The sequence below is a fragment of the Nocardia sp. NPDC058705 genome (genome assembly GCF_042749305.1).
Classification (GTDB): domain Bacteria; phylum Actinomycetota; class Actinomycetes; order Mycobacteriales; family Mycobacteriaceae; genus Nocardia.
The window spans coordinates 518,159-539,230 of record NZ_JBHYRN010000001.1; the positions used below are offsets into that span (position 1 = coordinate 518,159).

General features: G+C 68.3%; 19 protein-coding genes. 4 read left to right on the forward strand and 15 right to left on the reverse strand.

Features of this window, described 5'->3' with window-relative positions; genetic code table 11:
• The first annotated feature begins 12 nt into the window (after positions 1–12).
• Positions 13–876: a tetratricopeptide repeat protein gene (locus ACFW6D_RS02245; protein ID WP_379323896.1), complete on the forward strand. Its 864-nt coding sequence runs from the start codon at positions 13–15 to the stop codon at positions 874–876.
• On the opposite strand, the gene thpD is transcribed toward ACFW6D_RS02245, so the two are convergent.
• The 5 genes from thpD to ACFW6D_RS02270 all read right to left on the reverse strand — a co-directional run bounded on the left by thpD (position 873) and on the right by ACFW6D_RS02270 (position 4,788).
• Positions 873–1,781 carry an ectoine hydroxylase gene (gene thpD / locus ACFW6D_RS02250; protein ID WP_379324225.1) on the reverse strand — a complete coding sequence of 303 codons (909 nt, stop codon included), beginning with the start codon at positions 1,779–1,781 and terminating at the stop codon, positions 873–875. The two genes, ACFW6D_RS02245 and thpD, sit on opposite strands and share 4 nt — an antisense overlap.
• 1 nt (position 1,782) lies before the next feature.
• Entirely contained in the window at positions 1,783–2,190 is a 408-nt protein-coding gene (locus tag ACFW6D_RS02255) for an ectoine synthase (RefSeq protein ID WP_379323898.1), read from the reverse strand.
• Positions 2,187–3,455: a diaminobutyrate--2-oxoglutarate transaminase gene (gene ectB / locus ACFW6D_RS02260; RefSeq protein WP_379324227.1), complete on the reverse strand. Its 1,269-nt coding sequence runs from the start codon at positions 3,453–3,455 to the stop codon at positions 2,187–2,189. Before ectB ends, ACFW6D_RS02255 begins: the two co-directional genes overlap by 4 nt.
• Complete coding sequence (gene ectA / locus ACFW6D_RS02265) at positions 3,455–4,006, reverse strand: diaminobutyrate acetyltransferase (protein WP_379323900.1); 552 nt, start codon at positions 4,004–4,006, stop codon at positions 3,455–3,457. Before ectA ends, ectB begins: the two co-directional genes overlap by 1 nt.
• A 68-nt stretch (positions 4,007–4,074) precedes the next feature.
• Entirely contained in the window at positions 4,075–4,788 is a 714-nt protein-coding gene (locus tag ACFW6D_RS02270; RefSeq protein ID WP_379230338.1) for a response regulator transcription factor, read from the reverse strand.
• 282 nt (positions 4,789–5,070) lie between these two features.
• Between ACFW6D_RS02270 and ACFW6D_RS02275 the strand changes: the two genes are divergently transcribed.
• The gene (locus tag ACFW6D_RS02275) at positions 5,071–6,015 is read left to right on the forward strand and encodes a threonine/serine dehydratase (RefSeq protein ID WP_379323902.1); all 945 of its coding nucleotides are present in this window, start codon (positions 5,071–5,073) and stop codon (positions 6,013–6,015) included.
• Positions 6,016–6,059: 44 nt separating this feature from the next.
• Here ACFW6D_RS02275 and ACFW6D_RS02280 read toward each other — a convergent pair whose 3' ends face one another.
• The 9 genes from ACFW6D_RS02280 to ACFW6D_RS02320 all read right to left on the reverse strand — a co-directional run bounded on the left by ACFW6D_RS02280 (position 6,060) and on the right by ACFW6D_RS02320 (position 16,971).
• Positions 6,060–6,914, reverse strand: a complete 855-nt coding sequence (locus ACFW6D_RS02280) for an SDR family oxidoreductase (protein WP_379323904.1) — start codon at positions 6,912–6,914, stop codon at positions 6,060–6,062.
• Between the two features lie 34 nt (positions 6,915–6,948).
• Complete coding sequence (locus ACFW6D_RS02285; RefSeq protein ID WP_379323906.1) at positions 6,949–7,761, reverse strand: FHA domain-containing protein; 813 nt, start codon at positions 7,759–7,761, stop codon at positions 6,949–6,951.
• A 1-nt stretch (position 7,762) separates the two neighbouring features.
• Entirely contained in the window at positions 7,763–9,052 is a 1,290-nt protein-coding gene (locus tag ACFW6D_RS02290; protein WP_379323908.1) for a VWA domain-containing protein, read from the reverse strand.
• On the reverse strand, positions 9,049–10,053 hold the full coding sequence (locus tag ACFW6D_RS02295; protein WP_379323910.1) for a PP2C family protein-serine/threonine phosphatase: 1,005 nt from the start codon (positions 10,051–10,053) through the stop codon (positions 9,049–9,051). The genes ACFW6D_RS02290 and ACFW6D_RS02295 overlap by 4 nt, the downstream gene beginning before the upstream one ends.
• Positions 10,050–12,485, reverse strand: coding sequence for a tetratricopeptide repeat protein (locus tag ACFW6D_RS02300; RefSeq protein ID WP_379323912.1), 2,436 nt, complete (start codon positions 12,483–12,485; stop codon positions 10,050–10,052). The genes ACFW6D_RS02295 and ACFW6D_RS02300 overlap by 4 nt, the downstream gene beginning before the upstream one ends.
• Positions 12,482–13,654 carry a hypothetical protein gene (locus tag ACFW6D_RS02305; RefSeq protein ID WP_379323914.1) on the reverse strand — a complete coding sequence of 391 codons (1,173 nt, stop codon included), beginning with the start codon at positions 13,652–13,654 and terminating at the stop codon, positions 12,482–12,484. Before ACFW6D_RS02305 ends, ACFW6D_RS02300 begins: the two co-directional genes overlap by 4 nt.
• Positions 13,651–14,616 carry a glutamate ABC transporter substrate-binding protein gene (locus ACFW6D_RS02310; RefSeq protein ID WP_379323916.1) on the reverse strand — a complete coding sequence of 322 codons (966 nt, stop codon included), beginning with the start codon at positions 14,614–14,616 and terminating at the stop codon, positions 13,651–13,653. The genes ACFW6D_RS02305 and ACFW6D_RS02310 overlap by 4 nt, the downstream gene beginning before the upstream one ends.
• Positions 14,613–15,884, reverse strand: a complete 1,272-nt coding sequence (locus tag ACFW6D_RS02315; RefSeq protein WP_379323918.1) for a hypothetical protein — start codon at positions 15,882–15,884, stop codon at positions 14,613–14,615. Before ACFW6D_RS02315 ends, ACFW6D_RS02310 begins: the two co-directional genes overlap by 4 nt.
• A 124-nt stretch (positions 15,885–16,008) precedes the next feature.
• Complete coding sequence (locus ACFW6D_RS02320; protein ID WP_379323920.1) at positions 16,009–16,971, reverse strand: helix-turn-helix transcriptional regulator; 963 nt, start codon at positions 16,969–16,971, stop codon at positions 16,009–16,011.
• 62 nt (positions 16,972–17,033) lie between these two features.
• Between ACFW6D_RS02320 and ACFW6D_RS02325 the strand changes: the two genes are divergently transcribed.
• Positions 17,034–18,176: an epoxide hydrolase family protein gene (locus tag ACFW6D_RS02325; RefSeq protein WP_379323922.1), complete on the forward strand. Its 1,143-nt coding sequence runs from the start codon at positions 17,034–17,036 to the stop codon at positions 18,174–18,176.
• 72 nt (positions 18,177–18,248) lie between these two features.
• On the opposite strand, the gene ACFW6D_RS02330 is transcribed toward ACFW6D_RS02325, so the two are convergent.
• Complete coding sequence (locus ACFW6D_RS02330; RefSeq protein WP_379323924.1) at positions 18,249–19,748, reverse strand: flavin-containing monooxygenase; 1,500 nt, start codon at positions 19,746–19,748, stop codon at positions 18,249–18,251.
• 169 nt (positions 19,749–19,917) lie between these two features.
• Between ACFW6D_RS02330 and ACFW6D_RS02335 the strand changes: the two genes are divergently transcribed.
• Positions 19,918–21,072, forward strand: a complete 1,155-nt coding sequence (locus ACFW6D_RS02335) for an LLM class flavin-dependent oxidoreductase (RefSeq protein WP_379323926.1) — start codon at positions 19,918–19,920, stop codon at positions 21,070–21,072.

The following is a 21,072-nucleotide window of genomic DNA, read 5'->3' on the forward strand; positions in this document are numbered from 1 at the left end:
TGGGTTCCACCGATGAATGATCCCGGCGCGCAACGTCGCAGCGAATCGATTCCGCTCGATCAGCGCTACCGCGGCGCCGATCCGATCGAATGGTGCGGCGCGGCGGTGTACCCGATGTACACCGAGGCGCTGCCCGCCGGGACGACCGCGGTCCACCTGCGCGCGCTGTCGGTGATGGCACCCGAGGACGTGACGGGCCTTGGGCTCGGGCTCTCCGTGCACGACGGACACGTGAATCTGGACGGGAGATCCCTGGCGGGCGTCGACATCTGGTACGAAGCCCTCGCCGCGGGCATCGACATCTCGGTGACCGCCGACGCACCCGACGCGCTGTTCACGCTCACGCCGGTCTGGGTCGCGGGGTCGGGCGCGCATCAGTCCTGGACCGGCAATTACGGGATGGTGGTCGATCTGCTCCCCGACGGGGCGTCGACGCTGTGGTGCAGCACCGGGCCCGGCACACCCGATTTCAACGAACTGGTCGTCGAACTCACCACGGGCCCGATCGCCCCGATCACCTCCGAGCCTGTCGGACTCCCGAACCCCGTCGAATTCCCGGCCGTCTCCCTTGCGGCGGCTGCCGATCCCCCGACCGACGTCGCCATCGCGCCCCCTCCCCCACGACCGGCGAGCCAAGGTGTCGGCAGCGCCCTGCACGACCTCGGAACCGCCATGCACGAACGCGGCGAACACGCATCGGCCCGCATCCTGTGGACCCAAGCCGCGCAGGCAGGCCACAGCGGTGCCGCCTACGACCTCGGCGCTCTCCTGATGCAGCAAGGCGAACGCGCCGCAGCAGAACAATGGTGGAAGGCCGCCGCCCGCGACGATCCGCGAGCGGCGGCCTGTCTCACCGCATTGTCCGAGCTGCCCTAGCGGGACTGATCCGCCAGTGCGCCAACACTTTCCGCCACGCCCTCACGAACTGGGGTGAAATCGCGCGCGGCGATGTGTTGTGGCCTGCGCTGGGGAGCCGCGTAGGGCTCGACCAGGGCGTTGTCCACGCTGTTGAACACCAGGAAGATGTTCGAGCGGGGGAACGGGGTGATGTTGTTCGACGAACCGTGCATGAGGTTGGAGTCGAACAGCAGGGCCGAACCGGCCCGCCCGGTGAACTGGGTGATGCCGTAGCGGGCGGCGAGGAAGGTGATGTCGTCCGGGGTCGGGATACCGATTCGCTGCTCGCGCAACGACTCCCGATAGTGCCCGGAGGGTGTTTCGCCCAGGCACGGCACGAAGGTGCGGTGCGAGCCGGGCATCAACATCAGGCTGCCGTTGAACGGGTAGTTGTCGGTCAACGCGATCGACAAGCTCACCGCCCTCGGAGCCGGCATGCCGTCCTCGGCGTGCCAGGTCTCGAAATCGGAGTGCCAGGCGAAACCGCTACCACCGAAACCGGGCATGTAGTTCACCCGGGTCTGGTGCAGGTACACCGGTGTTCCGAGGATCTGCTCGGCCAGGCCGACGATCCGCGATTCGGTGATCAACTCCGCGATCGGCTTGCTGAGCCTGTGTACCTCGAACACCGAGCGCACCTGTCCGGCAACAGGTTCCACCACTACCCGTTCGTCGCCGTAGAGCACGGGGTCGGCCGCCAGGTGGCCGATCTCGGCGCCGAAGGCTGCCACCTCGTCGGGGGTGAGCAGGTCGGGGATCGTCGCGAAACCGTTCGCGTCGAAACCGGCCAACTCGGGCGAGGTGATTTCTCCCCACGCCGTCGGGTCGGTGCGTTCGACGTGCGGGGCCGGCTCGGACAACCGGGTCGAGTAGCGGTCGAACATCTCAGACACTGGCAGCGTCCTCCTCCTCGATGATCAGCGGATACACCCCGTTCTCATCGTGTACCTCGCGGCCGGTGACCGGCGGATTGAAAACACACAGCATGCGCAGCTGGGTGCGGGCGGTGACCTGGTGACGTTCGTGGCCGTCGAGCAGGTACATCGAGCCGGGGCCCAGCGGGTACTCGGTCTCGTTGTCGAGATCGAGCAGACTGCCCTCGCCCTCGACCAGCCACACCGCCTCGACATGATTCTGGTAGTGGAACTTGTGGACGGTGCCCGCCTCGATCGTCGTCTCGTGGAACGAGAAGCCGACCTTGTCACCACCGAGCACGATGCGCTTGCTGCGCCAACCCGGCCCTGCCACATCACGTTCGGTGCCGGTGATCTCTTCGGTGGTGCGCACGATCATGCGGCACCACCACAGACGGTGTCGATCGAGGAGACCAGCACCGACAGGCCCTGGTCGAGCTCGTCGCCGGCCAGAGTCAACGGCGGCAACAGTTTCACGACCTCGTCCATCGAACCCGAGGTCTCCACCAGCAGGCCCTGTTCGAACGCGGTGCGGCACACCTTGCCCGCCTGCGACGGGTCGTCGAAGACGATGCCGTGCACCATGCCGCGACCACGGGTCGACACTCCGGCGTGGCGTTCGGCGACCGCGCTCAACGTGCGGCCCACGTAGGCGCCGTTCTCGGCGGTGCGCTGGGCCAGCTTGTCGTCGGCCCAGTACTCGCGCAGGGCGGCGGTGGCGGTGACGAAGGCGGGGTTGTTGCCGCGGAAGGTGCCGTTGTGCTCGCCCGGCGACCACACGTCGTGTTCGGGCTTGAGCAGGACCAGCGCCATCGGCAGGCCGTAACCGCTGATCGACTTCGACAGCGTGACGATGTCGGGGGTGATGCCCGCGATCTCGAAGGAGAAGAACGGGCCGGTGCGACCGCAACCCATCTGCACGTCGTCGACGATGAGCAGGATGTCGCGCGCGGCGCACAGTCCGGCCAGGTGGCGCAGCCATTCGGCACGGGCCAGGTTGACGCCGCCCTCACCCTGCACGGTCTCCACGATCACCGCGGCGGGGCGATCGAAACCCGAGGAGCTGTCGTCGAGGACGCGCTGCATCCAGCCGAAGTCCTCGATGGTGTTGTCGAAGTAGCCGTCGTAGGGCATCGGGGTGGAGTGCTCGAGCGGCACACCGGCACCCGCGCGCTTGGCCGCGTTGCCGGTGACTGCCAGCGCGCCCAGGGTCATGCCGTGGAAGGCATTGGTGAAGCTCAGGATCGTCTTGCGCCCGGTGACCTTGCGGGCCAGCTTGAGCGCGGCTTCGACGGCATTGGCGCCGGTCGGGCCGGGGAACTGCACCTTGTAGTCGAGGCCACGCGGCGACAGAATCGTGTCGCGGAAGGTCTCGAGTAGCTCGCGTTTGGCCACGGTCGACATGTCCAGACCGTGGGTGATGCCGTTGCCGCCGATGTAGTCGAGCAGCGCCTTCTTCAGGATCGGGTTGTTGTGTCCGTAGTTCAACGCGCCGGCGCCTGCGAAGAAGTCGAGGTATTCGCGGCCCTGTTCGTCGCGCAGCCAGGCGCCTTCGGCGGTGCTGAAGATGGCCGGCCAGTCACGGCAGTATCCGCGCACATTCGATTCCATGGCCTCGAAAATGCTGGTGTCGGTGGTCGTGATCATCGTCGTTCCTCCTGGCGCTGAGCCGGTGAAATCACATACAGCAGCTCGGCCTCGTGTGAATCGGGGAAATCGTTTTCTTCGAACAGGTCCTCGGTGCGCAAATCGGCACCGCGTTCCCGGGCCACCGCGGAGAACAGCGCCTGGGAGGCGGTGTTTCCGGGTGAGATCGTGGTTTCCAGCGTGGTGATGCCCGCGTGCGCTACCGAATCGAGCAGTGCGTGCAGGATCTTGGCGGCCAGGCCGCGGCCACGGCATTGCGCGTCGACGGCGATCTGCCAGACGAACAGCGTGTCAGGAGCGTCCGGGCGCACATACCCGATGACGAACCCGACCGGCTGACCGTCGATCTCGGCGACCAGCGAGGTCGCGGTGAAATCGCGACACCACAGCAGGTACGCGTAGCTGGAATTGACGTCGAGCACCTGCGAGTCGCGGGCGATCCGCCACAGCTGCGCACCATCGCCCAGTCGTGGATGACGCAATCTCGGTTCCGAACCAGGGGCCGCCGCGCTGGCAGTCGGCTCGATGGACATGGTGGACGTTGTCATACATCTAAGGTGCCCAGCAGACTTTGCGGTCTTTGTGTCGACCTCTTTGCGGTTGTATGACGAATCGTTTAACACGACTGCACGTCCAGGCGGTACCCGAGTCCACGCACTGTAACCACGATGCGCGGATCGGAGGGGTCGCGTTCGATCTTGGTACGCAGCCGTCGGACATGAACATCGACGATCCGCTCGTCACCGAAAAAGCCCTGGTCCCATACTCTTTCGAGCAGCACGGACCGGCTCAGCACTCTGCCGGGGGTCTCCGCGAGCTCGCACAGCAACCGGAATTCGGTGACCGTGAGATGGATCTCCTCGGCACCGCGTCGCACCGCGCCCGCGTCGGCGGCGAGCACCAACGGGGTGAGCGGATCGGCGTCGAGGACCGCCTCGGGGGTGGTGTCGCGGTCGGCGGTGATGCGGGCGCGACGGCGGAGCGCGCGCATCCTGGCGGTGATCTCTTTGATTTCGAACGGTTTGCTCACGAAGTCGTCGGCCCCCGCCTCCAGGGCCGCGACCACGTCGTGGGTGTCGTACCGGGTGCTGATCACGATGATCGGCACGTCGTGGTCGCGACGGATCTCTCTGATGCAGTCGAAGCCGTCGGCCTCACCGCGCATCAGGTCGACGATCATCAGATCGGGTGGGCCGTCGCTGCGCAGCCGATCGAGGGCATCCGAGGGAACGCCCGCTTCAGCGACGGCGTAACCCTCGTCCTCCATCGCGCGACGCAGGTCTCCCCGCATCTGGACGTCATCGTCCACAATCATCAGGTTCGCGCTCATGCCAGCACCTCGCTGACGCTCGGCGCCGTCATGACCGCGATGGCGGCTGTGTTTGCCCGCTCGCTTCGCTCGCTCATTGTGTGTGCACATCCTTTGCTGACACGCCGGGCGTGCGCCGGTGCACTGGGGGTTTTCGCGTCCCCAGACCGACACGACTACCCGCCTTCGAGCTTGTTACCGATCTGTTATGTACCCAGACTGCTCGTGGCGTAAACCCGTCGTAACAATTCGGCCGGTCAACACGCAGTTCGACGGGGTCGATCCAGTGGCATCATCGTGGGTGTGACCCCGACTTTTGCTGACATCGAAGCCGCTGCGGCGCGCATCGACGGACTTGTTCGCCCGATCACCGTCGCACCGGCCGGACCAGGGACGAACCCGCTCTGGTTCGCCTTGGAGTTCTTGCAGTTCACCGGCTCCTTCAAGGCTCGCGGCGCGCAGAATTTCATGCGCGCGCACGCCGCAGCGGGGACGTTGCCGGACGCGGGTGTGACGATCGCCTCGGGCGGCAATGCCGGGTTGGCGTGTGCGTGGGCGGCACGGGAGGCGGGGGTGCCCGCGACGGTGTTTCTGCCCGAGACCGCGCCTGCGGTCAAAATCGGTCGACTTCGTGACTACGGCGCGCAGGTACGACTGATCGGTCCGGAATATAAGCAAGCGTTGGCCGCTTGCCGGGAGTTCGCCGAGACCAGTGGAGCGCTGGCCGCCCATGCCTACGACAATACGCTCGTCGCCGCTGGGGCAGGCACGCTCATGCGGGAGATCCAGGCGCAACGGCCCGACCTCGACACGGTGCTCGTCGCCGTCGGTGGCGGTGGGTTGTTCACCGGAACCGCGATCGCCGCACAGCATTTCGGGATTCGTACAGTGGCTGTCGAGCCGCAGGGCTGTCGGTCGCTGAACGCCGCCCTCGAAGCAGGCCACCCGGTGGATGTCACCGTGGACTCGATCGCCGCTGATTCCCTCGGTGCTCCGAGTGTTTCCGCGATGGCCCTCGACGCAGCTCAGCATCCGAGTGTGCGCTCACTGCTGGTGCCCGACGACGCGATCCGCGCGGCCCGGCAACAGCTGTGGGACTCACACCGGATCGCTGTCGAAAACGGCGCCGCGACCGCCATGGCGGCCTTGCTCGACACAGGTTCGGGCCCTGCATACCGGCCCGAACCCGGCGAACGCGTGTGCGTGATTCTGTGCGGAGCCAACACCGACCCCAGCGACCTCGTTTAGCAAGCACGCCGGCGTTCATGGCCGGAGCGAAGGCGGAGGTACGCCTAGCGCACCAGCTCGTTCTTGGTGACGTAGTTGGTCATGGCGGAATTGAGGCCGCGCATGGCGAGGGTGTAGCCGTAGGGAACATACCGTTGGCCCCAGTGGGCCAGTTGGATGTCGCGGGAGGTGTAGACCCAGTAGCGGTTGCGTTCGACGCCCTTGATGACGGCGGTGGCGGCCTGGTCGGGGGTGACGGCGTGACGCATGAACAGGCCGATGGCCTTGTTCAGGGCGGCGTTGTCGCGGTCGATGCCCGCGATGTCGACGGTGTCGACCATCGGGGTGGACATGGCGCCGGGGCAGACCAGGCTGACGCCGATCTTGTGGCGGCGTAGGTCGAAGCGCAGGACCTCGGAGACGCCGCGTAGGCCGAACTTGGTGGCGCTGTAGGGGGCGTGCCACGGGAGGCCGAAGATGCCTGCCGCCGAGGAAACATTCACCAGGTGACCGCCGCGGCCCGCGGTGATCATCGGGGTGATGAACTCTTCGATGATGTGGATGGGGCCCATCAGGTTGATGTCGACGGTGCGACGCCACTGCTGGGGGGTGAGTTTGTCGACGGTGCCCCAGGTGGCGATGCCTGCCACGTTCATGACGATGTCGACGTGGCTGACCGCGTCGAAGGTGTGGGCGGCCAGACCGACCACGGCGGAATGGTCGCTGACGTCGGCCGCGTGCGCGAGATGCACGGTGGCGCCGGTCGCGCGCAGTTCCTCGGCGGTGGCGGCGAGGGCGTCGGCGGTGATGTCGGTCAGGACGAGCGACGCCCCTTTGGCGGCGGCCGCGAAGGCGGTGGCGCGGCCGAGGCCGCTGGCGGCGCCGGTGATCAGGCAGGTCTTCCCGTCGAACTTCGTCATGGCCCCGACCCTACGTTTCGGTGAACAGCTGCGTCTACGCTTCCGCGGTGATCGCGATGGTGGTCCAGCCGCCGACGTGGATCCGGCTGCCTTCGCGCAGGGCGATCGCCTGCTGCGGGGTGATCGAGGCTTCGGCGCCGTCCAGGCTGGTTCCGTTGGTGGAACCGAGGTCGGTGATGGTGAGCGCGCCGCCCTGATCTACCTGGATCATCGCATGCGCGCGAGAGACGCCGATATCGACGGGGGCGATGCCGAGGTCGATCTCGGGCACGATGCCCTGCGAGGCCGATCGTTTTCCGATCAGGAACTGATTGCCGCGCAAGATGATTCGGCGTTCGGGATAGAAGTCAGGGAATTCGACGCGTTCGGCATCGGGGCCTTTGCGGGCTTGGACGCGCGCGTAGAACTCGCGGTCGGCGAAGATCCGGGCGATCCATGTCCTTGAACCAGGCGGTGGCGTGCCCGCGATCAGGGTGGGGTCGAACCCAGGCTGCACACCGGCCCGGGTCGGATCGGCCCCGGCGGTCCCCGACGAGTCGAGCCGCGCATTCCCGCGGGAGACGTCGACAGGCCCTGATTCGGTGCCTGCCCGTGCCGGATCAGATCGCGCACCAGCTCGGAAGGGGTCGGCCGCGGCCGGTCGATCCCCTGCCCTGGACTCGGCGGCGGGCGGCAAAGCCGAATCGTGCCCGCAACTTTCGCAGAAGCGGCCGCTCGTCGGTGCCTGGCAGTGGGGGCACAGCCGCAGTGACGACGGGTCGGCCTGCGGCGCGCTGCCGAGGGCCGAACCGCACACATCGCAGTAGTCGGTCGACTGCGAGGTGTGCCCGTCCGCGCACATCGGCATGTCAGCCGCCCTCCGGCCGCACCCTGGCGGTCTTGGTCGAACGGATGTCGAGGGCGAGTTCGTCGGCCGCGGCGACCTGGCCGCGCAGCTTCACCGTGCCGTCGTGTTCGACCTCGACCACCCCGCGCAGCAGTTTGGCGGTGGATTCGTGGCCGGAGGCGGCGGCCAGTTCCACCGCGCGCCGCAGTTTCGCGGTCGCGGTGGTGACGTCGCCGTTGCGGCGGGCTGCGAGGCCTTCCTGGACGGCTTGGGCGAGTTCGACCTGGCCGGTGTAGTGGGCGACGCGGGTGCTGATGCGGGTCGACAGGGTCGAATCGGTGGTCCAGACCGCGCGCACGAGGCCTTGGCCGAGGACCTCGTCACCGGCCAGCACGCTCAACCGGGCGGCCAGCTTCTCCCGGCCCGGCGCGGCCGGTTCCAGTTCGATCTGCACGTGGTATTCCCGCTCCTCGGCGGCCCACGACGACAGCGGGTACTCCCCCACCTGCGCGCCCGCGTCGGTCCGGCGGCCGGTCAGGTCCTCGAGCACCGGCGACACCTGCTTGACCATCCGCACCCGCGCACCGGCGGGGGTCCAGACCTTCAGTGTCAGTTCGGGGATCACGCGGGCGGCCGAGGAGCGCATCATCGCGGCGAAATCGCCTGCCAGGTCCTTCGGATCGGCGACGATGTTCGCGTCACCGGACAGTTTCGAGGCGATCTTGCGCAGTTCCTCGGCGACCCAGTCGTCGCCGACGCCGCGGCAGTCACAGACGAAAAGCCCTTCGGCACGGTCGAGTTCGGTCGCGAGCTGCTGCGGGGTCTCGTGTTCGTTCTTGCCGTCGGTGAGCAGAATCGCGTGCGCCTGCGCGCCGGGGTGCGCGGCGGCGACCTGACGGGCCAGCGCCAGCCACGAACCCATGGCGGTGCCGCCGTCGGGGCGCAGTTTGTCCAGCGCGCGCTTGGCCGCGCTGCGATGCGAGCGGTCGGCGGGCGCGGACATGACGTTGTTGGTGGGGTAGATCATCCGGGCCGATTCGGTGCCCTCGATGATGGCGAACGCGGTGCCGTCGGGGATCTCGTCGAGCGCGGTGCGAGTGGCGTTGCGCGCGTTCTCGAATTTGCGCTTGTTGCCCATCGAGCCGGAGCAGTCGATGATCAGGATTTCCAGGCGCGGCGGTGGGGTCGCGACGGCGGCGAGCTCGGGGCCGGTGGTCACGGTCAGTACCGCGTCCACCACACTCGCACCTTCGGCGAGGAATTCGTTCTGGTCGACGGCGATCGAAATACCGGCTGTCTCAGGGGAACTCATGACACTCCAGGTTCGAGCAGGGCGGGCACCGGTACGAGCGCGACCGTGATGTTGTCGCTGCCCCCGCTGTTCAAGGCGAAATCGGCGAGGGCGCGCGCCGCGGCCTGCGATGAGGTTTCGACCGTGAAACCGGCCAGCGCTATCGCCTCTGGCAGGTAGTTCCACATGCCGTCGCTGCACAGCAGCACCGTGCCTGCTTCGGTGGCGGTCATGCGCTGCAGGCAGCGTTCCGACCACGGCGCTTCGCTGCCGTCGGCACCCAGCCAGCGCATCAGGGTGTGCGCGCGCGGGTCGTTCATGGCGGCGGTTTCGTCCAGGGCGCCCGCGTCGACGAGGGCTTGGGCCCACGAGTCGTCGACGCTGAGCCTGCGCGAGGCGGAAGGATCGGCGGCGGCGAGCCAGAACGCCCGGCTGTCACCGACATTGGCCACGGTGATGTCGGTGCCCACCGGCGTCGTTCGCACGATCGCCGACACGTAGGTGCACGACGGCGCGTATTCGGGCGTGCGCGACATGCCTCGTACCGCGGCGGTGGCCGCGGCCAGGCCTGCCATCACGGCATCGGAGTCGCACCGACCTTCGGCGAGTGCGGCCAGCGTGGCGTCCACACCGGCGCGGGCGGCGTTGCCGGAAGCGGCCTGGGGATCCTGGGAGGTGGACACGCCGTCACTGACCACGATCACCCGGATGCCGTCACCCTCGCGGACCGCGGCCGCGACCGCGTCTTCGTTGCGGGAGTGGCTGATACCGCGATCGGTGAGCACATACACCGAGCCGAGGTCTTCCTCGAAGCGGTCCGGGATCGGTTTCGGGCTGCCGCATTTGACGCAGACGCCGCCCTCGTAGCGACGTTCACCGCAGGTCGAACACTGCGGCACAGCGACCGGATCATGTACTGGCAGTGCGACTTTGCGCACCCCGAGTTCGCGACCGCAGCCTTCGCAGAAGCGGAACCCCGCCCGCGCCGATCCCGCGCAGTCCGGGCAGCCCGGCGCGCTCACAGGGTGGTCCTCGGTCGCACCGAGTTCGCCTGGTCCACCAGATCGAATCGGGTCCACATGTCGTCGGCCTCGCGCGCCAGTGTCCGCAAGCATCGTTCCAATCCCGTCCGCACGCCCTGCTCGGTGAATTCCACGTCCAATAGCTTGCCTGGTGTACTCGGTCGCTGTCCCGACCGGATCCAGTTCAGTGCCGCCTCGAGCACGAACATGCGCACCTGCGCGGTGCGGGTGCGCGAGTCCAGACGCAGTCGGTCGACGCGCTCGCCGGTCTCACGCAGCAGGTTTTCGTCGAGTTCGGCCGGATCACGCTGCGCCAGTAAGGTTTCGACGGCGGAGACTCTGGCCTCGGAGAACATCGACGAGGTGCGGTCGACTTGGTCGAGGACCGCGACCGCGCCGGCGCGGTCGCGGTTGGTGCGGCGCAGTCGGGCTGCGCCGAAGGCTGCGGACAGGTAGGTGTGGTCGGTGCGCCAGACCGTTTCGTAGAGCGCCAGTGCGCGGCCGATCTCAGCCGGCGGCGAGGCTTCGGTATCCGGGTTCTCGGCGCGGGCCTTGGCACCGAGTTCCAGTGCGGCTGCCAGGGCCAGTTTGGGGGCGGGTTCACCGGGCAGCGCCGCGTAGACGGACTCGAAATCCGCTGCGGCAGCCGCATACTCGCCGGTCAGCAGGGCGGCTTGGCCGCGATACCAGATCGGGCGCCAGTCGAATTCGAGGTCGGCGTCCAGCGCGGTGAGGCGGGTCAGTGCCGCGGCCGCATCGCCTGCTTCGAGTTCGGCGCGGACCAGGCGCAGCGGGATCTCGACCGACTCGCCCGATCCGGTGACCACCGCGCGCAATCCGGCGGTGAGAGCCTGTTCGAGTTCGGCGGGGGTCGCGGCGTCGGTGGTCGCCAGCAGGGCGGCGCCGCTGTCGCCGGGGTCGACCAGTGGAGCGGGCAGCCCGGTGATAAGGGCGGCGGGTTCGGGTGTCGCGCTGTCGATGCCGAAGACCGCGCGCGCGGGCCCGAACTGGCTGGACATGCCGGGGCGCGGGATGCCGTCGCCGGTTGCGAGGACCTCGCGCAGGACGCCGGTGAGCTGGTCGGCCATTTCGCTCGTCGACGCGAATCGGGCCAGCGGGTCGGGGTCGGTGGACCGCTGCAGGAACCGGTACAGCGAATCGTGTTCGGCCAGTATCGGTTCGGTGTCGGGGCCGGGCAGCGGGCCGAGTTTGCCGTCGACCGATGGCACGCGCATCATCAGCACGGCCAGCGTGCGTCCCGCGGTGTAGATCTCGGTGGCCACGGTCGGCCCGGTCTCGGCGATCTCGGGCGCCTGGTAGCCGAGGGTGCCGTAGATCGGGCTGGTGCGATCGTCCATCGCGATGACCGCGCCGAGGTCGATCAGCTCGAGCCGTTCCTCGGTCTGCATCACATTGTCAGGCTTGAAATCGCAGTACGCCCAGCCGCGCGCGTGCAGGTAGCCGAGGGCGGGCAGCATTTCCAGCACGTAGGCGATCGCTTGCGCGGGCGGCAGATAGCGTTGGTGTTCGGCGCGGTAGGCGCGCAGGATCTGCTTGAGCGAGGTGCCGCCGACGTAGGCCATGACGATGTAGCCGACGGGCTCGCCGTCGGCGTCGGCGTGTTCGGTGAAGTTGTGGATCTTGACGATGTTCGGGTGGTCGACCTCGGCGAGGAACCGCCGCTCGGCCAGCGCCGCCGCCAGCGCGTCGGCGTCACCGGTGTCGATGAGGCCCTTGAGTACCACCCAGCGCTTGTTGACGGCCCGGTCGGTGGCCAGATAGATCCAGCCGAGGCCGCCGTGGGCGAGCGCGCCGGCCACTTCGTATTGGCCGCCGACGAGATCGCCTGCGCGCAACCGGGGTACGAACGAATAGCGGGTGCCGCAGTTCGGGCAGAACCCGGAGGTGCGGCCGGGCACGCCTGCCTGGCCGCGGCCGACGGGCTTGTCGCATTTGCCGCAGAAGCGGTCGGATTCGGGGACCTGTGGGTCGGTGAGCACGGCCGTGGCCGGGTCTACGCGCGGAACAGGAGGCACTTCGACCAGTCCGGCGCCGAGCCTGCCGCGCGCGGCCGAACGCGCCGAGCCCGACCGGGTGCGCACCGATCGGCCCGAGGTGCGTCCACTCGCGCTGACTGTCGACGCGGACGGACTGTGCAGCGGGCCCGTCACCGAGGCAGGAGCGGTGCCGCAGGTGTCGCAGTAACCGTCGAGGATCGTGCCGCCGCAATCGGGTTCGCCACAGGCACCGGGAACAGGCAGGGGCGCCGGGTGTGCCTGGCGGTTGCCGCTGCGAGGTTGCGCGGTGGTGCGCCCCGACCGATTGGGACGGGGCTGCGGCGCCTGCGGCGGGCTCGCGACCGGAGCGGTACCGCACAGCGCGCAGTAGCCGTCTTCGATCGTGCCGCCGCACCCCGGTTCATTACATGTCATGCTGTCCGCCCCGCTTTCTCCCCGATGATCGAACGATAGTCGGCGACCGCGCGGGTGACCGCGGAAAGATCGCACGGTGTGCGGGTGAGCAGCCCGGCCGCGATCCGGTCGGCGGCGAGCACGTCACGGTCCTCGCTCACGCCGAGCCGGGAAGCCTTGGCGCGGTAGGCCGTGAGTCGGCCGCGGAGTTCGGCGCGGCGGTCGAGCAACCCACGCGCCAATTCTTCTCGCCGCGTGGCCTTTTCGTCCGCATCACCGACACGCACGCGCAGCGCGAGGAGGTGTTCCACTGTCGGGCGGTCGGGCGTGTCACCGAGGGTGTCGAGTTCGGCGCGCAGCCGGGCGGCCGGTTCGCCACCGTCGGGCAGCGCTCCGGTCTCGATCTTGTGTGCGGCCTGGGTGGCGGTGTCGTCGGCGCGATGTTGGAGTTCGCCGAGATCGGCCAACCGTGCGCGCAGGGCGGCGACGGCGCCGGGCAGGTCGGCCGCGACCGCGAGATGTTCACTGTGGCGGGCGGATTCGGTGTCGATCAGCGCGGCGAGGGAGGCGAGGGCGGTGTCGATCTCGCCCGGTCCGAAGCCGAGCGGGTCGGTGCCCGCGCGACGCAACAGCGTAGCGAGGGGTTCGGCGGCCGCGTCCAGGGCACCGCGGGCTTGTTCGACGCGCTGCTGCAACGGCCCGAGCGCACCCAGCACCCGAGCATCGACCGCCGCGATCTCGTCAGCGAACGGGGCGACGAAGGCGAACGCGGCCCGCATCCGGTCCAGGCAATCGGCGATACCGACCGTCACGACGGTTTCGCTGGGGCCGGTGAGACCGCGCTGCGCCAAGGGAATCGGGATCCTGGCCACTTCGTGCGGGCGTCCGCGCAGCAGTTCGGTGAGCCTGGCGCGTCCGCGATCGTCGAGCTTGGCGCGCCCCGCGCGGACGGAGTCGGCCTCGCCGAGGATGGTGCGCACCCGGCCCAGCTCCTCCCAGAGCTCACCGAGCGCTTTCTCCACCGGCACCCAGCGTCGCGCGGTCTCTCCCGTCGGCGGGTAGCGCCGGACCAGGGCGAGGCCGGGGTGGCGGTCGAGTTCCAACAGCGTCGTGGTCACCTTCGCCAATTCCGCTGTGCGCGCGGCCAGTTCACGGTCGATTTCGAGCACGCCGAGCATCGGCCAGGTCATCTGGCATACCCGGGCCGCGGCGGACCCTGCGACGGACCGAGCGTCGACAGGTGCTCGGCGTAGATCCGCTCCCAGGTGCCGTCGATGCGGGTGCGGTCGAGCACGCCGTTGACGAAACGCACCAGCTCGTCGCTGCCACGCGGCACGCCGACCGCGTACGCGCCAGCCCCGATCGGCTGGCCGACGACTTCGAGATTGTGGTCCTGGGCCACCAGACCCGCCAGAATCGGCTCGTCGCCGCTGATCGCGTCGACGCTGCCCTGCTGCAGGGCCACCAGGCAGTCGGTCCAGTTGGTCACCCCGAGCACCTCCGGCCGCGGCGACAGGTCGAACAGCGGCGCGGCGGCGGTGGTGCCCTTGGCCACGCACACCCGCTTGCCCGCCAGCCCCGCGCCACCGGTGATGCCGGAGCCGCGCGGGGCCGCGATGCGTTGCGACGCACGGTAATACACGCTGGAGAAGTCGACGTCGCGGCGGCGTTCGCAGGTCGCCGAGAAGGTGCGCACGATCATGTCGACCTTCTTCTCCTGCAGCAGCGGGATGCGGTCGGCGGCGGTGACGGAGCGCAGTTCGATCTTGTCCGGATCGCCGAACAGGTCGCGCGCGATCTCCCTGGCGAGGTCGATGTCGAAACCCTCTAGCCTGCCGGTCGTGGGATTGCGGAACCCGAACATGTAGGTGTTCTGGTCCACGCCAACCCGCAGCCTGCCGTTCGCGACGATCGCGGCCATCGCCGATCCCGACGGCATCGCGCCAGGTCGCGGCTGGGCCCCGGTCGGCGCCAACGTCGCTTCGGTGTCGCAGTTCCCGGTGCCCTCGGCGGTCGGGGCCGAGGTGATCGCTTCGGCGCCGGGCAGCGGGGGTGCGACCGCGGTGGCGGGGATGGCCGACGGCTCGGGTGCGTCACCGCAACCCGCGACCAGCAGGGCAACGGCGAACGCGATCAGCAAGGGCCGCTTCACAGGAACTCCTTTATGCGTGGCCAGAGTCCGCTGATCACCGCGGCTGCCGCGGCAAGCAGCAGGAGCAAGGTGCCGAAGGGGCTCAGGGTCAGCGAGTTTCCGGCGGCGGCGACACCGTCGCGCAGGTCGTCGCGGGCTTGGCCGAGGTCGTCACGCAGTTCCTGGTCGAGGCGGGCGAAGCTGGTGGCCGAGCTGTCGGGGCCGGTGCCGATGGCTTGGGTGACCGCGCCGTTGTAGTCGGCCTTCTCGTAGGCGGTGCGCTGGGCGTTGTGGCCCGCTCGCCAATTCGTCAGTGCGCGTTCGGCATCGGAGTCGCCGCCACCGGCGGCAGTGAGGCGCCCGCCCAGGTCGTCGCTGTGGGTTTGGAAGGCCTTCTCCGTGGCGGTGATGTCGCCACGGGTGATCAGGGCCAGGGTTTCGTCGGTGCGGGCCTGTTGGGCCAGGATGCGGGCGCCTGCCAGGTTCTCCACGCGCGCACCGGCACCGGCGCGACCGGTGTCGAGCAGTTGCGCGGCGGTGAGGGTGGCGCCCACGGTCCACAGCAGAGCGAACAGGGCCGCACCGAACGCGAACGCCATTCCGGTGTTCACCAGGCGGTTCGTGCGCCGCAGCAGCGCCACCGAGCCCACCGAACACGCGACCAGGACCAGCAGTAGTCCCACGATGCTCGTCCACGGGAGTGCGCCGATGCGCTGCTGATCTTCGCGCACGGCCGCGAAACGGGCCTTGCTCAGCTGTTCGGCATTGGGCAGCAGGGAGGTCTGCATCAGATCGGAGGCTTGCCGCAGGTACGCCGAGCCGACCGGGAAGCCTTGACGATTGTTGGCGCGGGCGGTCTCGACCAAGCCCGTGTAGGTCGGCAGGTCGGCGGCGATGCGGGCCACGATCGCCCTGGTCTGCGCGTCGGCGGCACCGGCCGTCGCTTCCGCCAGGGCCGCGGCGGCTTCGGCCAGCGCCTGCTCGTAACTGTCTCGTACCTGCGGTGATTCGATGCCGCCGGAGAGGAATGCCGTCGCCGCACCCGCGTCGGCCGCCGAGAGCGACACGTACAGGCTCTGCGCGGCGAAGGCCAGGGGTTCGGTCCGGTCGAGGACCTGTTCGGTGCGCACGATCTTGGCGTCGAGTTGTTGTCCCACAGTCGATCCGGCGACCACACAGGCCACCGTGGTCACGACGAGGACCACCCCGATCGCACCTGGTGTCGTCGCGGCGAATCGCCGCAGCCACGTCCCCGCGTCACGGATGGTCGCCGGTAGGCGAGATCCCACACCGTCCTCCTTCATCTCCCCGGGCGGTGTCTTCGATCGCGATAGTATCCGAGGAGCTGAAAGTTCGCCCGGGTGAACGAAATCGGCCGATCACCGACAGCGTCGAACAACCAAGGGACACGATTCACGTCGTGGACGCGCCACCCGCCGCGCGGCGCAACCTCGTCGCGAGACGGTCGAACGCCACCGCGAGCTCGTCTCCGTCGATCACCTCGATATCGACGTCGAGCTGTGTCAGTCGCAGCGCGAGCCGGTCCGGGTCGTCGGAACCCAGCTCGATACGGCAGGTGGACTCGTCGACGACCGCGATGTCGATCGGGATGCCGATCTTCGCGGCGACCTCGGCAGCGGGAGCGCGCACCAGAACCCGGGCGCGATACTTCCATGCCCCCTTGCTGACGCGTGCGACGACGTACTCGACGACATTGTCCGCCGGAATCACGCGAGGCGGGAACCGCGCACCCGTCGGTGCGGGCGCACCCATGCGGTCGATCCGGAAGACCCGCCAGTCGGCACGGTTCAGATCCCAGGCGAGCAGGTACCAGAACGGCCCCCAGCTCACCAGCCGTTGCGGTTCGGTGTGGCGGGGCCCCTCGGTGCCTCCGGGCTTGGTGTATCCGAACCTGAGCCGTTCGTGGCCACGGATCGCGGCAGCGACCGCGCCGAGAACCGAGAGATCCAGCGGCGGCTCGGTCAATGGCACGACGCTGGTAGCCTCGCGGACCGCCTCGACGCGCCGACGCAGACGCGAGGGCAGCACCTGCTCCAGTTTCGCGAGCGCGGTCAGCGAGGTCTCTTCGACGCCGAGACCCTGAGTCGCGACCGCACCCAGTCCGACCGCGACGGCGACGGCCTCGTCGTCGTCCAGCAGCAGTGGGGGCATCGCCGTCCCCGCGGCCAGCCGGTACCCGCCCGCGACGCCGGGGCGCGCGTCGACGGGATAGCCGAGCGAGCGCAGCTTGCCGATATCGGCGCGCACAGTTCGCGTGCTCACACCGAGCCGACCGGCGAGCTCGGAGCTCGTCCAGTCCCGCTTGAGCTGCAGCAACGACAGCAGTTCGAGCAGGCGGGCCGAGGTCTCCAACATGTTCTCGATCATTCCAGCAATCGCGGAAGCTAACCTGCCGCAATACTCGGGAAGGTGGTGTCATGAACGAGAACAACGCACTCACACCGTTTCGCATCGACATCCCGCAGGCCGACATCGACGACCTTCGCGACCGGCTCACTCACACGCGCTGGCCGATCCCCGTGCCGGGCCGAGACGATCGCACCGACTTCAGCCGGGGCATTCCGCAGGTGTATCTGAAGGAGTTGGCCGAGTACTGGCGTGACGGCTTCGACTGGCGTGCTCAGGAAGCCGAGCTCAACGAGTTCGCGCAGTTCACGACGGTCGTCGACGATCAGACGTTCCACCTCGTCCACGTGCGATCGGCGAACCCGCAGGCCACCCCGCTGATGCTGAACCACGGCTGGCCGAGCTCGTTCGTCGACTACCAGCGGCTCATCCCGCTGCTGACCGACGAGTTCCACCTGGTCATCCCGTCGCTGCCCGGCTTCGGGTTCTCCACCCCGCTGTCAGGGACCGGCTGGGAGCTGGCGCGGACAACGCGGGCCTACGCCGAGATCATGACGCGGCTGGGCTACGAGCGGTTCGCGGCCCACGGCACCGACGTCGGCGCGGGCACCACCGGGTGCCTCGCGGCGAACTACCCGCAGCGTGTCATCGGCACTCACACCGGCGCCGACCGCCGGTTGCTCGGGTTGCTCGGTGACAAGTTCCCGTTCCCCGAGGGACTGTCGGAGGACGAGACCGCCCAGATCATGGCGATGCGCACCGAGGCCGCGGCCGAGCGCGGGTATCTCGCGATGCAGGACCACCGTCCCGACACGATCGGCCCCGCGCTCACCGACTCGCCGGTCGGTCAACTCGCGTGGATCGCCGAGAAGTTCAAGACCAGGGCCGACGGCGACGACCGGACCCCGGACGAGTCCGTCGACCGCGACCAGCTCCTCACCAATATCAGTCTGTACTGGTTCACGCGCAGCGGCGCGTCGAGCGCGCAGTTCTACTACGAGTCCGAGCACTCCGGACTCGCCTTGATGACGCCATCCAGCGTGCCTGCCGGATGGGCCGTGTTCGACACCCATCCGCTCATGCGCCGCACGATGGACCCGTGGAAGGCGATCGGCCACTGGAGCGAGTTCACCGAGGGTGGCCATTTCCCCGCGATGGAGGAGACGGCGCTGCTCGCGGACGACATTCGCACGTTCTTCCGCGGCATTTCCTGACCCTGCGACGAAGCGGCCGGGCCACGAAGATCTGCTCGTGGCCCGGCCGGTTCGGTGCTTTTCGAAACGCGCCTACGCGCCGACGGCCTTCTCGCCGGCCTTGACGGTGGTGCCGGTCTTGCTGAACTGCAGCACACCGTCTTCGATCGGGGCCTTGTGCATCAGCGTGCGGTCCCGGTAGTAGTTGTTGATCAGCTTCCACGCGCCGCGCGCACCCTGGCGGGGCATCTGGCCGTTGCCGCGCTGGATGTAACCCGAGGTCAGGGCGCCACCCATCAGAGATTCTTCGGCGATGTCCTCGGGGTTGGCGTGCACCTCGAAGGTGGTGTAGCCGCGGTCGCGCATGATGTTGAGCACCCGGCACAGGTACGCGGCGGCGAGGTCGGCCTTGAGCGTCCAGGACGCGTTGGTGTAGCCGATGATCATCAGGAAGTTCGGGATATCGGAGTACAGCACGCTCTTGTAGGCGACCGTCTCGTTGAACTTCACCGGCTTGTCGTCGATGCTCAGCGCGATCCCGCCCAGCATCTGCACGTTCAGCCCCGTCGCGGTGACGATGATGTCGGCCTCGAGCTCCTGACCCGACTCGGTCAGAATGCCCTTCTCGGTGAACTTGGCGATCTTGTCGGTGACGATGTCGGCCTTGCCGCTCTTGAGCACCTTGAACAGATCACCGTTGGGGACCACGCACAGGCGCTGATCCCACGGGTTGTAGCTGGGAGTGAAGTGGCGCAGGTCCACCTTCTTGCCGAGCTGCAGGCGCACCTGAGCCAGCATCAGCTTCTTGGCCAGCTCGGGGTTGGTGCGCGAGAGCTGGAAGCTGGCGCGCTGCAGGGCGATATTGCGGGCGCGGCCGATCTTGTAGGCGATCTGGTCGGGCACGCGGGTCTTCTTGAAGCCGATCGCGACCGGGTCGTCCGAGGGCAGTGCCTGGATCCAGGTGGGCGAACGCTGCAGCATCGTGACGTGCGCGGCGGTGTCGGCCATCGACGGGATCAGCGTGATCGCGGTGGCACCGGAACCGATGACCACCACCTTCTTGCCTGCGTAGTCCAGGTCCTCGGGCCAGTGCTGCGGGTGCACGATCTGGCCCTTGAAGTCTTCCTGGCCGGGGAATTCGGGCTGGTAGCCCTTGTCGTAGTTGTAGTAGCCGCTGGCGCCGACGACGAAGTTCGCGGTCCAGGTCTCGGTCTCACCGGTCGCCTCGACTACCGCGGTGACGGTCCACAGGGCACTCGCGCGATCGAAGTCGGCGGTGACGACCTTGCGTCCGAAGGTGATGTGGTCGGTGACGCCGTATTCCTTGGCGGTGTCCTCGACGTAGTCACGGATGCTGGCGCCGTCGGCGAGCACCTTGGTGCCGATCCAGGGACGGAAACCGAACCCGAAGGTGAGCATGTCCGAGTCGGAGCGGATGCCGGGGTACTTGAACAGATCCCAGGTGCCACCGATGTTCTCGCGGCGCTCGAGGATCGCATAGCTGCGTCCGGTCTGCTCGCGAATGAGGTGACAGGCCGTGCCGATTCCGGACAGGCCAGCGCCGATGATCAGTACGTCGACATGCCGCGTCATTGAGGAAACTCGTTTCGTAGGGTCGCCGACCCGAGCACCGTCGCCCGAGCCTGTCTTCGAGGTTACGTGTTTCGTATAGTTACGTCTAGTTAGGGTTGGCGTGTCGGGGGTTGCGCGCACGGTGAGCGCAATCCGTGACGTTCGCGGGCGCGCCGGTCAGCATCGAACGATGACCGATCGAGGATTGTCGTTTCACTGGTTCCTGCCCACCTACGGCGATTCACGCGGGCTGATGGCGGGCGGGCACGGCAGTTTCATGTCCGGCGATCGTCCCGCGACGCTGCGCTACCTCAACCAGCTCACCGCCGCGGCCGAGGACAACGGCTTCGAAGGCGTTCTGACTCCCACCGGCGCCTGGTGCGAGGATGCGTGGCTGACCACTGCGATGCTCGTGCAGACCAGCGAGACACTGAAGTTCCTGGTCGCGCTGCGCCCCGGCCTGACCAGCCCCACCCTGGCCGCGCAGATGGCGGCGACCTTTCAGCGTCATTCCGCCGGGCGACTGCTGCTCAATGTCGTCACCGGCGGCGAACAGCGCGAACAGCAGGCCTACGGCGACTTCCTCGACAAGACCCAGCGCTACGCGCGCACCGGCGAATTCCTGCACATCGTGCGCAATCTATGGGAGTCGACCGAGCCGTTCAGCTTCACCGGCGAGCACCTGCGCGTGCAGGACGCGATCCTCAGCGCCCGCCCCGACCCGATTCCGCCGGTCTTCTTCGGCGGCTCGTCGGGCCCCGCCGGACCGATCGCCGCCCGCTACGCCGACACCTACCTCACCTGGGGCGAACCGCTGGACGCCGTCGCCGCGAAGCTCGACTGGATCCGCGGACTGGCCGCGATCGAGGGCCGCACCGTCGACTTCGGCCTGCGCATCCACGTGATCAGCCGCGACACCGCAGCCGAGGCATGGACCGAGGCAGACCGTCTCCTCGACGGCATCTCCCCCGGTGAAATCGAACGAGTCCAAGCGAACCTGGCCAAGAGCGACTCCGAAGGCCAGCGGCGAATGGCGCGCCTACACAACGGCCGCACCGACGGCCTCGAAATCGCCCCGAATCTGTGGGCGGGCGTCGGTCTGGTGCGCGGCGGGGCAGGCACCGCACTCGTCGGCTCACACACCGAGGTGGCCGACCGCCTCCTCGAATACGCCGCCATCGGCATCGATCACTTCATCCTGTCCGGGTATCCACATCTCGAGGAGGCGTACTGGTTCGGCGAAGGTGTGCTGCCGATTCTCGAGCGCAAGGGGGTATGGACCCATCCGTCGCGGCCGGTACAGGTGCCGACCGTTGCACCGTTCACGGCGGCAGCCAGTAGCTGA

Excerpts from the sequence above, each read along its gene's own strand:
- ACFW6D_RS02325 (WP_379323922.1), top strand. The coding sequence starts at position 17,034 with ATGAACGAGAACAACGCACTCACACCGTTTCGCATCGACATCCCGCAG.
- ACFW6D_RS02300 (WP_379323912.1), bottom strand. The coding sequence starts at position 12,485 with ATGACATGTAATGAACCGGGGTGCGGCGGCACGATCGAAGACGGCTAC.
- ACFW6D_RS02280 (WP_379323904.1), bottom strand. The coding sequence starts at position 6,914 with ATGACGAAGTTCGACGGGAAGACCTGCCTGATCACCGGCGCCGCCAGC.
- ACFW6D_RS02290 (WP_379323908.1), bottom strand. The coding sequence starts at position 9,052 with ATGAGTTCCCCTGAGACAGCCGGTATTTCGATCGCCGTCGACCAGAAC.
- ACFW6D_RS02305 (WP_379323914.1), bottom strand. The coding sequence starts at position 13,654 with ATGACCTGGCCGATGCTCGGCGTGCTCGAAATCGACCGTGAACTGGCC.
- ACFW6D_RS02285 (WP_379323906.1), bottom strand. The coding sequence starts at position 7,761 with ATGCCGATGTGCGCGGACGGGCACACCTCGCAGTCGACCGACTACTGC.
- ectA (WP_379323900.1), bottom strand. The coding sequence starts at position 4,006 with ATGACAACGTCCACCATGTCCATCGAGCCGACTGCCAGCGCGGCGGCC.
- ACFW6D_RS02320 (WP_379323920.1), bottom strand. The coding sequence starts at position 16,971 with ATGTTGGAGACCTCGGCCCGCCTGCTCGAACTGCTGTCGTTGCTGCAG.
- ACFW6D_RS02270 (WP_379230338.1), bottom strand. The coding sequence starts at position 4,788 with ATGAGCGCGAACCTGATGATTGTGGACGATGACGTCCAGATGCGGGGA.
- ACFW6D_RS02330 (WP_379323924.1), bottom strand. The coding sequence starts at position 19,748 with ATGACGCGGCATGTCGACGTACTGATCATCGGCGCTGGCCTGTCCGGA.
- ACFW6D_RS02245 (WP_379323896.1), top strand. The coding sequence starts at position 13 with ATGAATGATCCCGGCGCGCAACGTCGCAGCGAATCGATTCCGCTCGAT.
- ACFW6D_RS02255 (WP_379323898.1), bottom strand. The coding sequence starts at position 2,190 with ATGATCGTGCGCACCACCGAAGAGATCACCGGCACCGAACGTGATGTG.
- ACFW6D_RS02335 (WP_379323926.1), top strand. The coding sequence starts at position 19,918 with ATGACCGATCGAGGATTGTCGTTTCACTGGTTCCTGCCCACCTACGGC.
- thpD (WP_379324225.1), bottom strand. The coding sequence starts at position 1,781 with ATGTTCGACCGCTACTCGACCCGGTTGTCCGAGCCGGCCCCGCACGTC.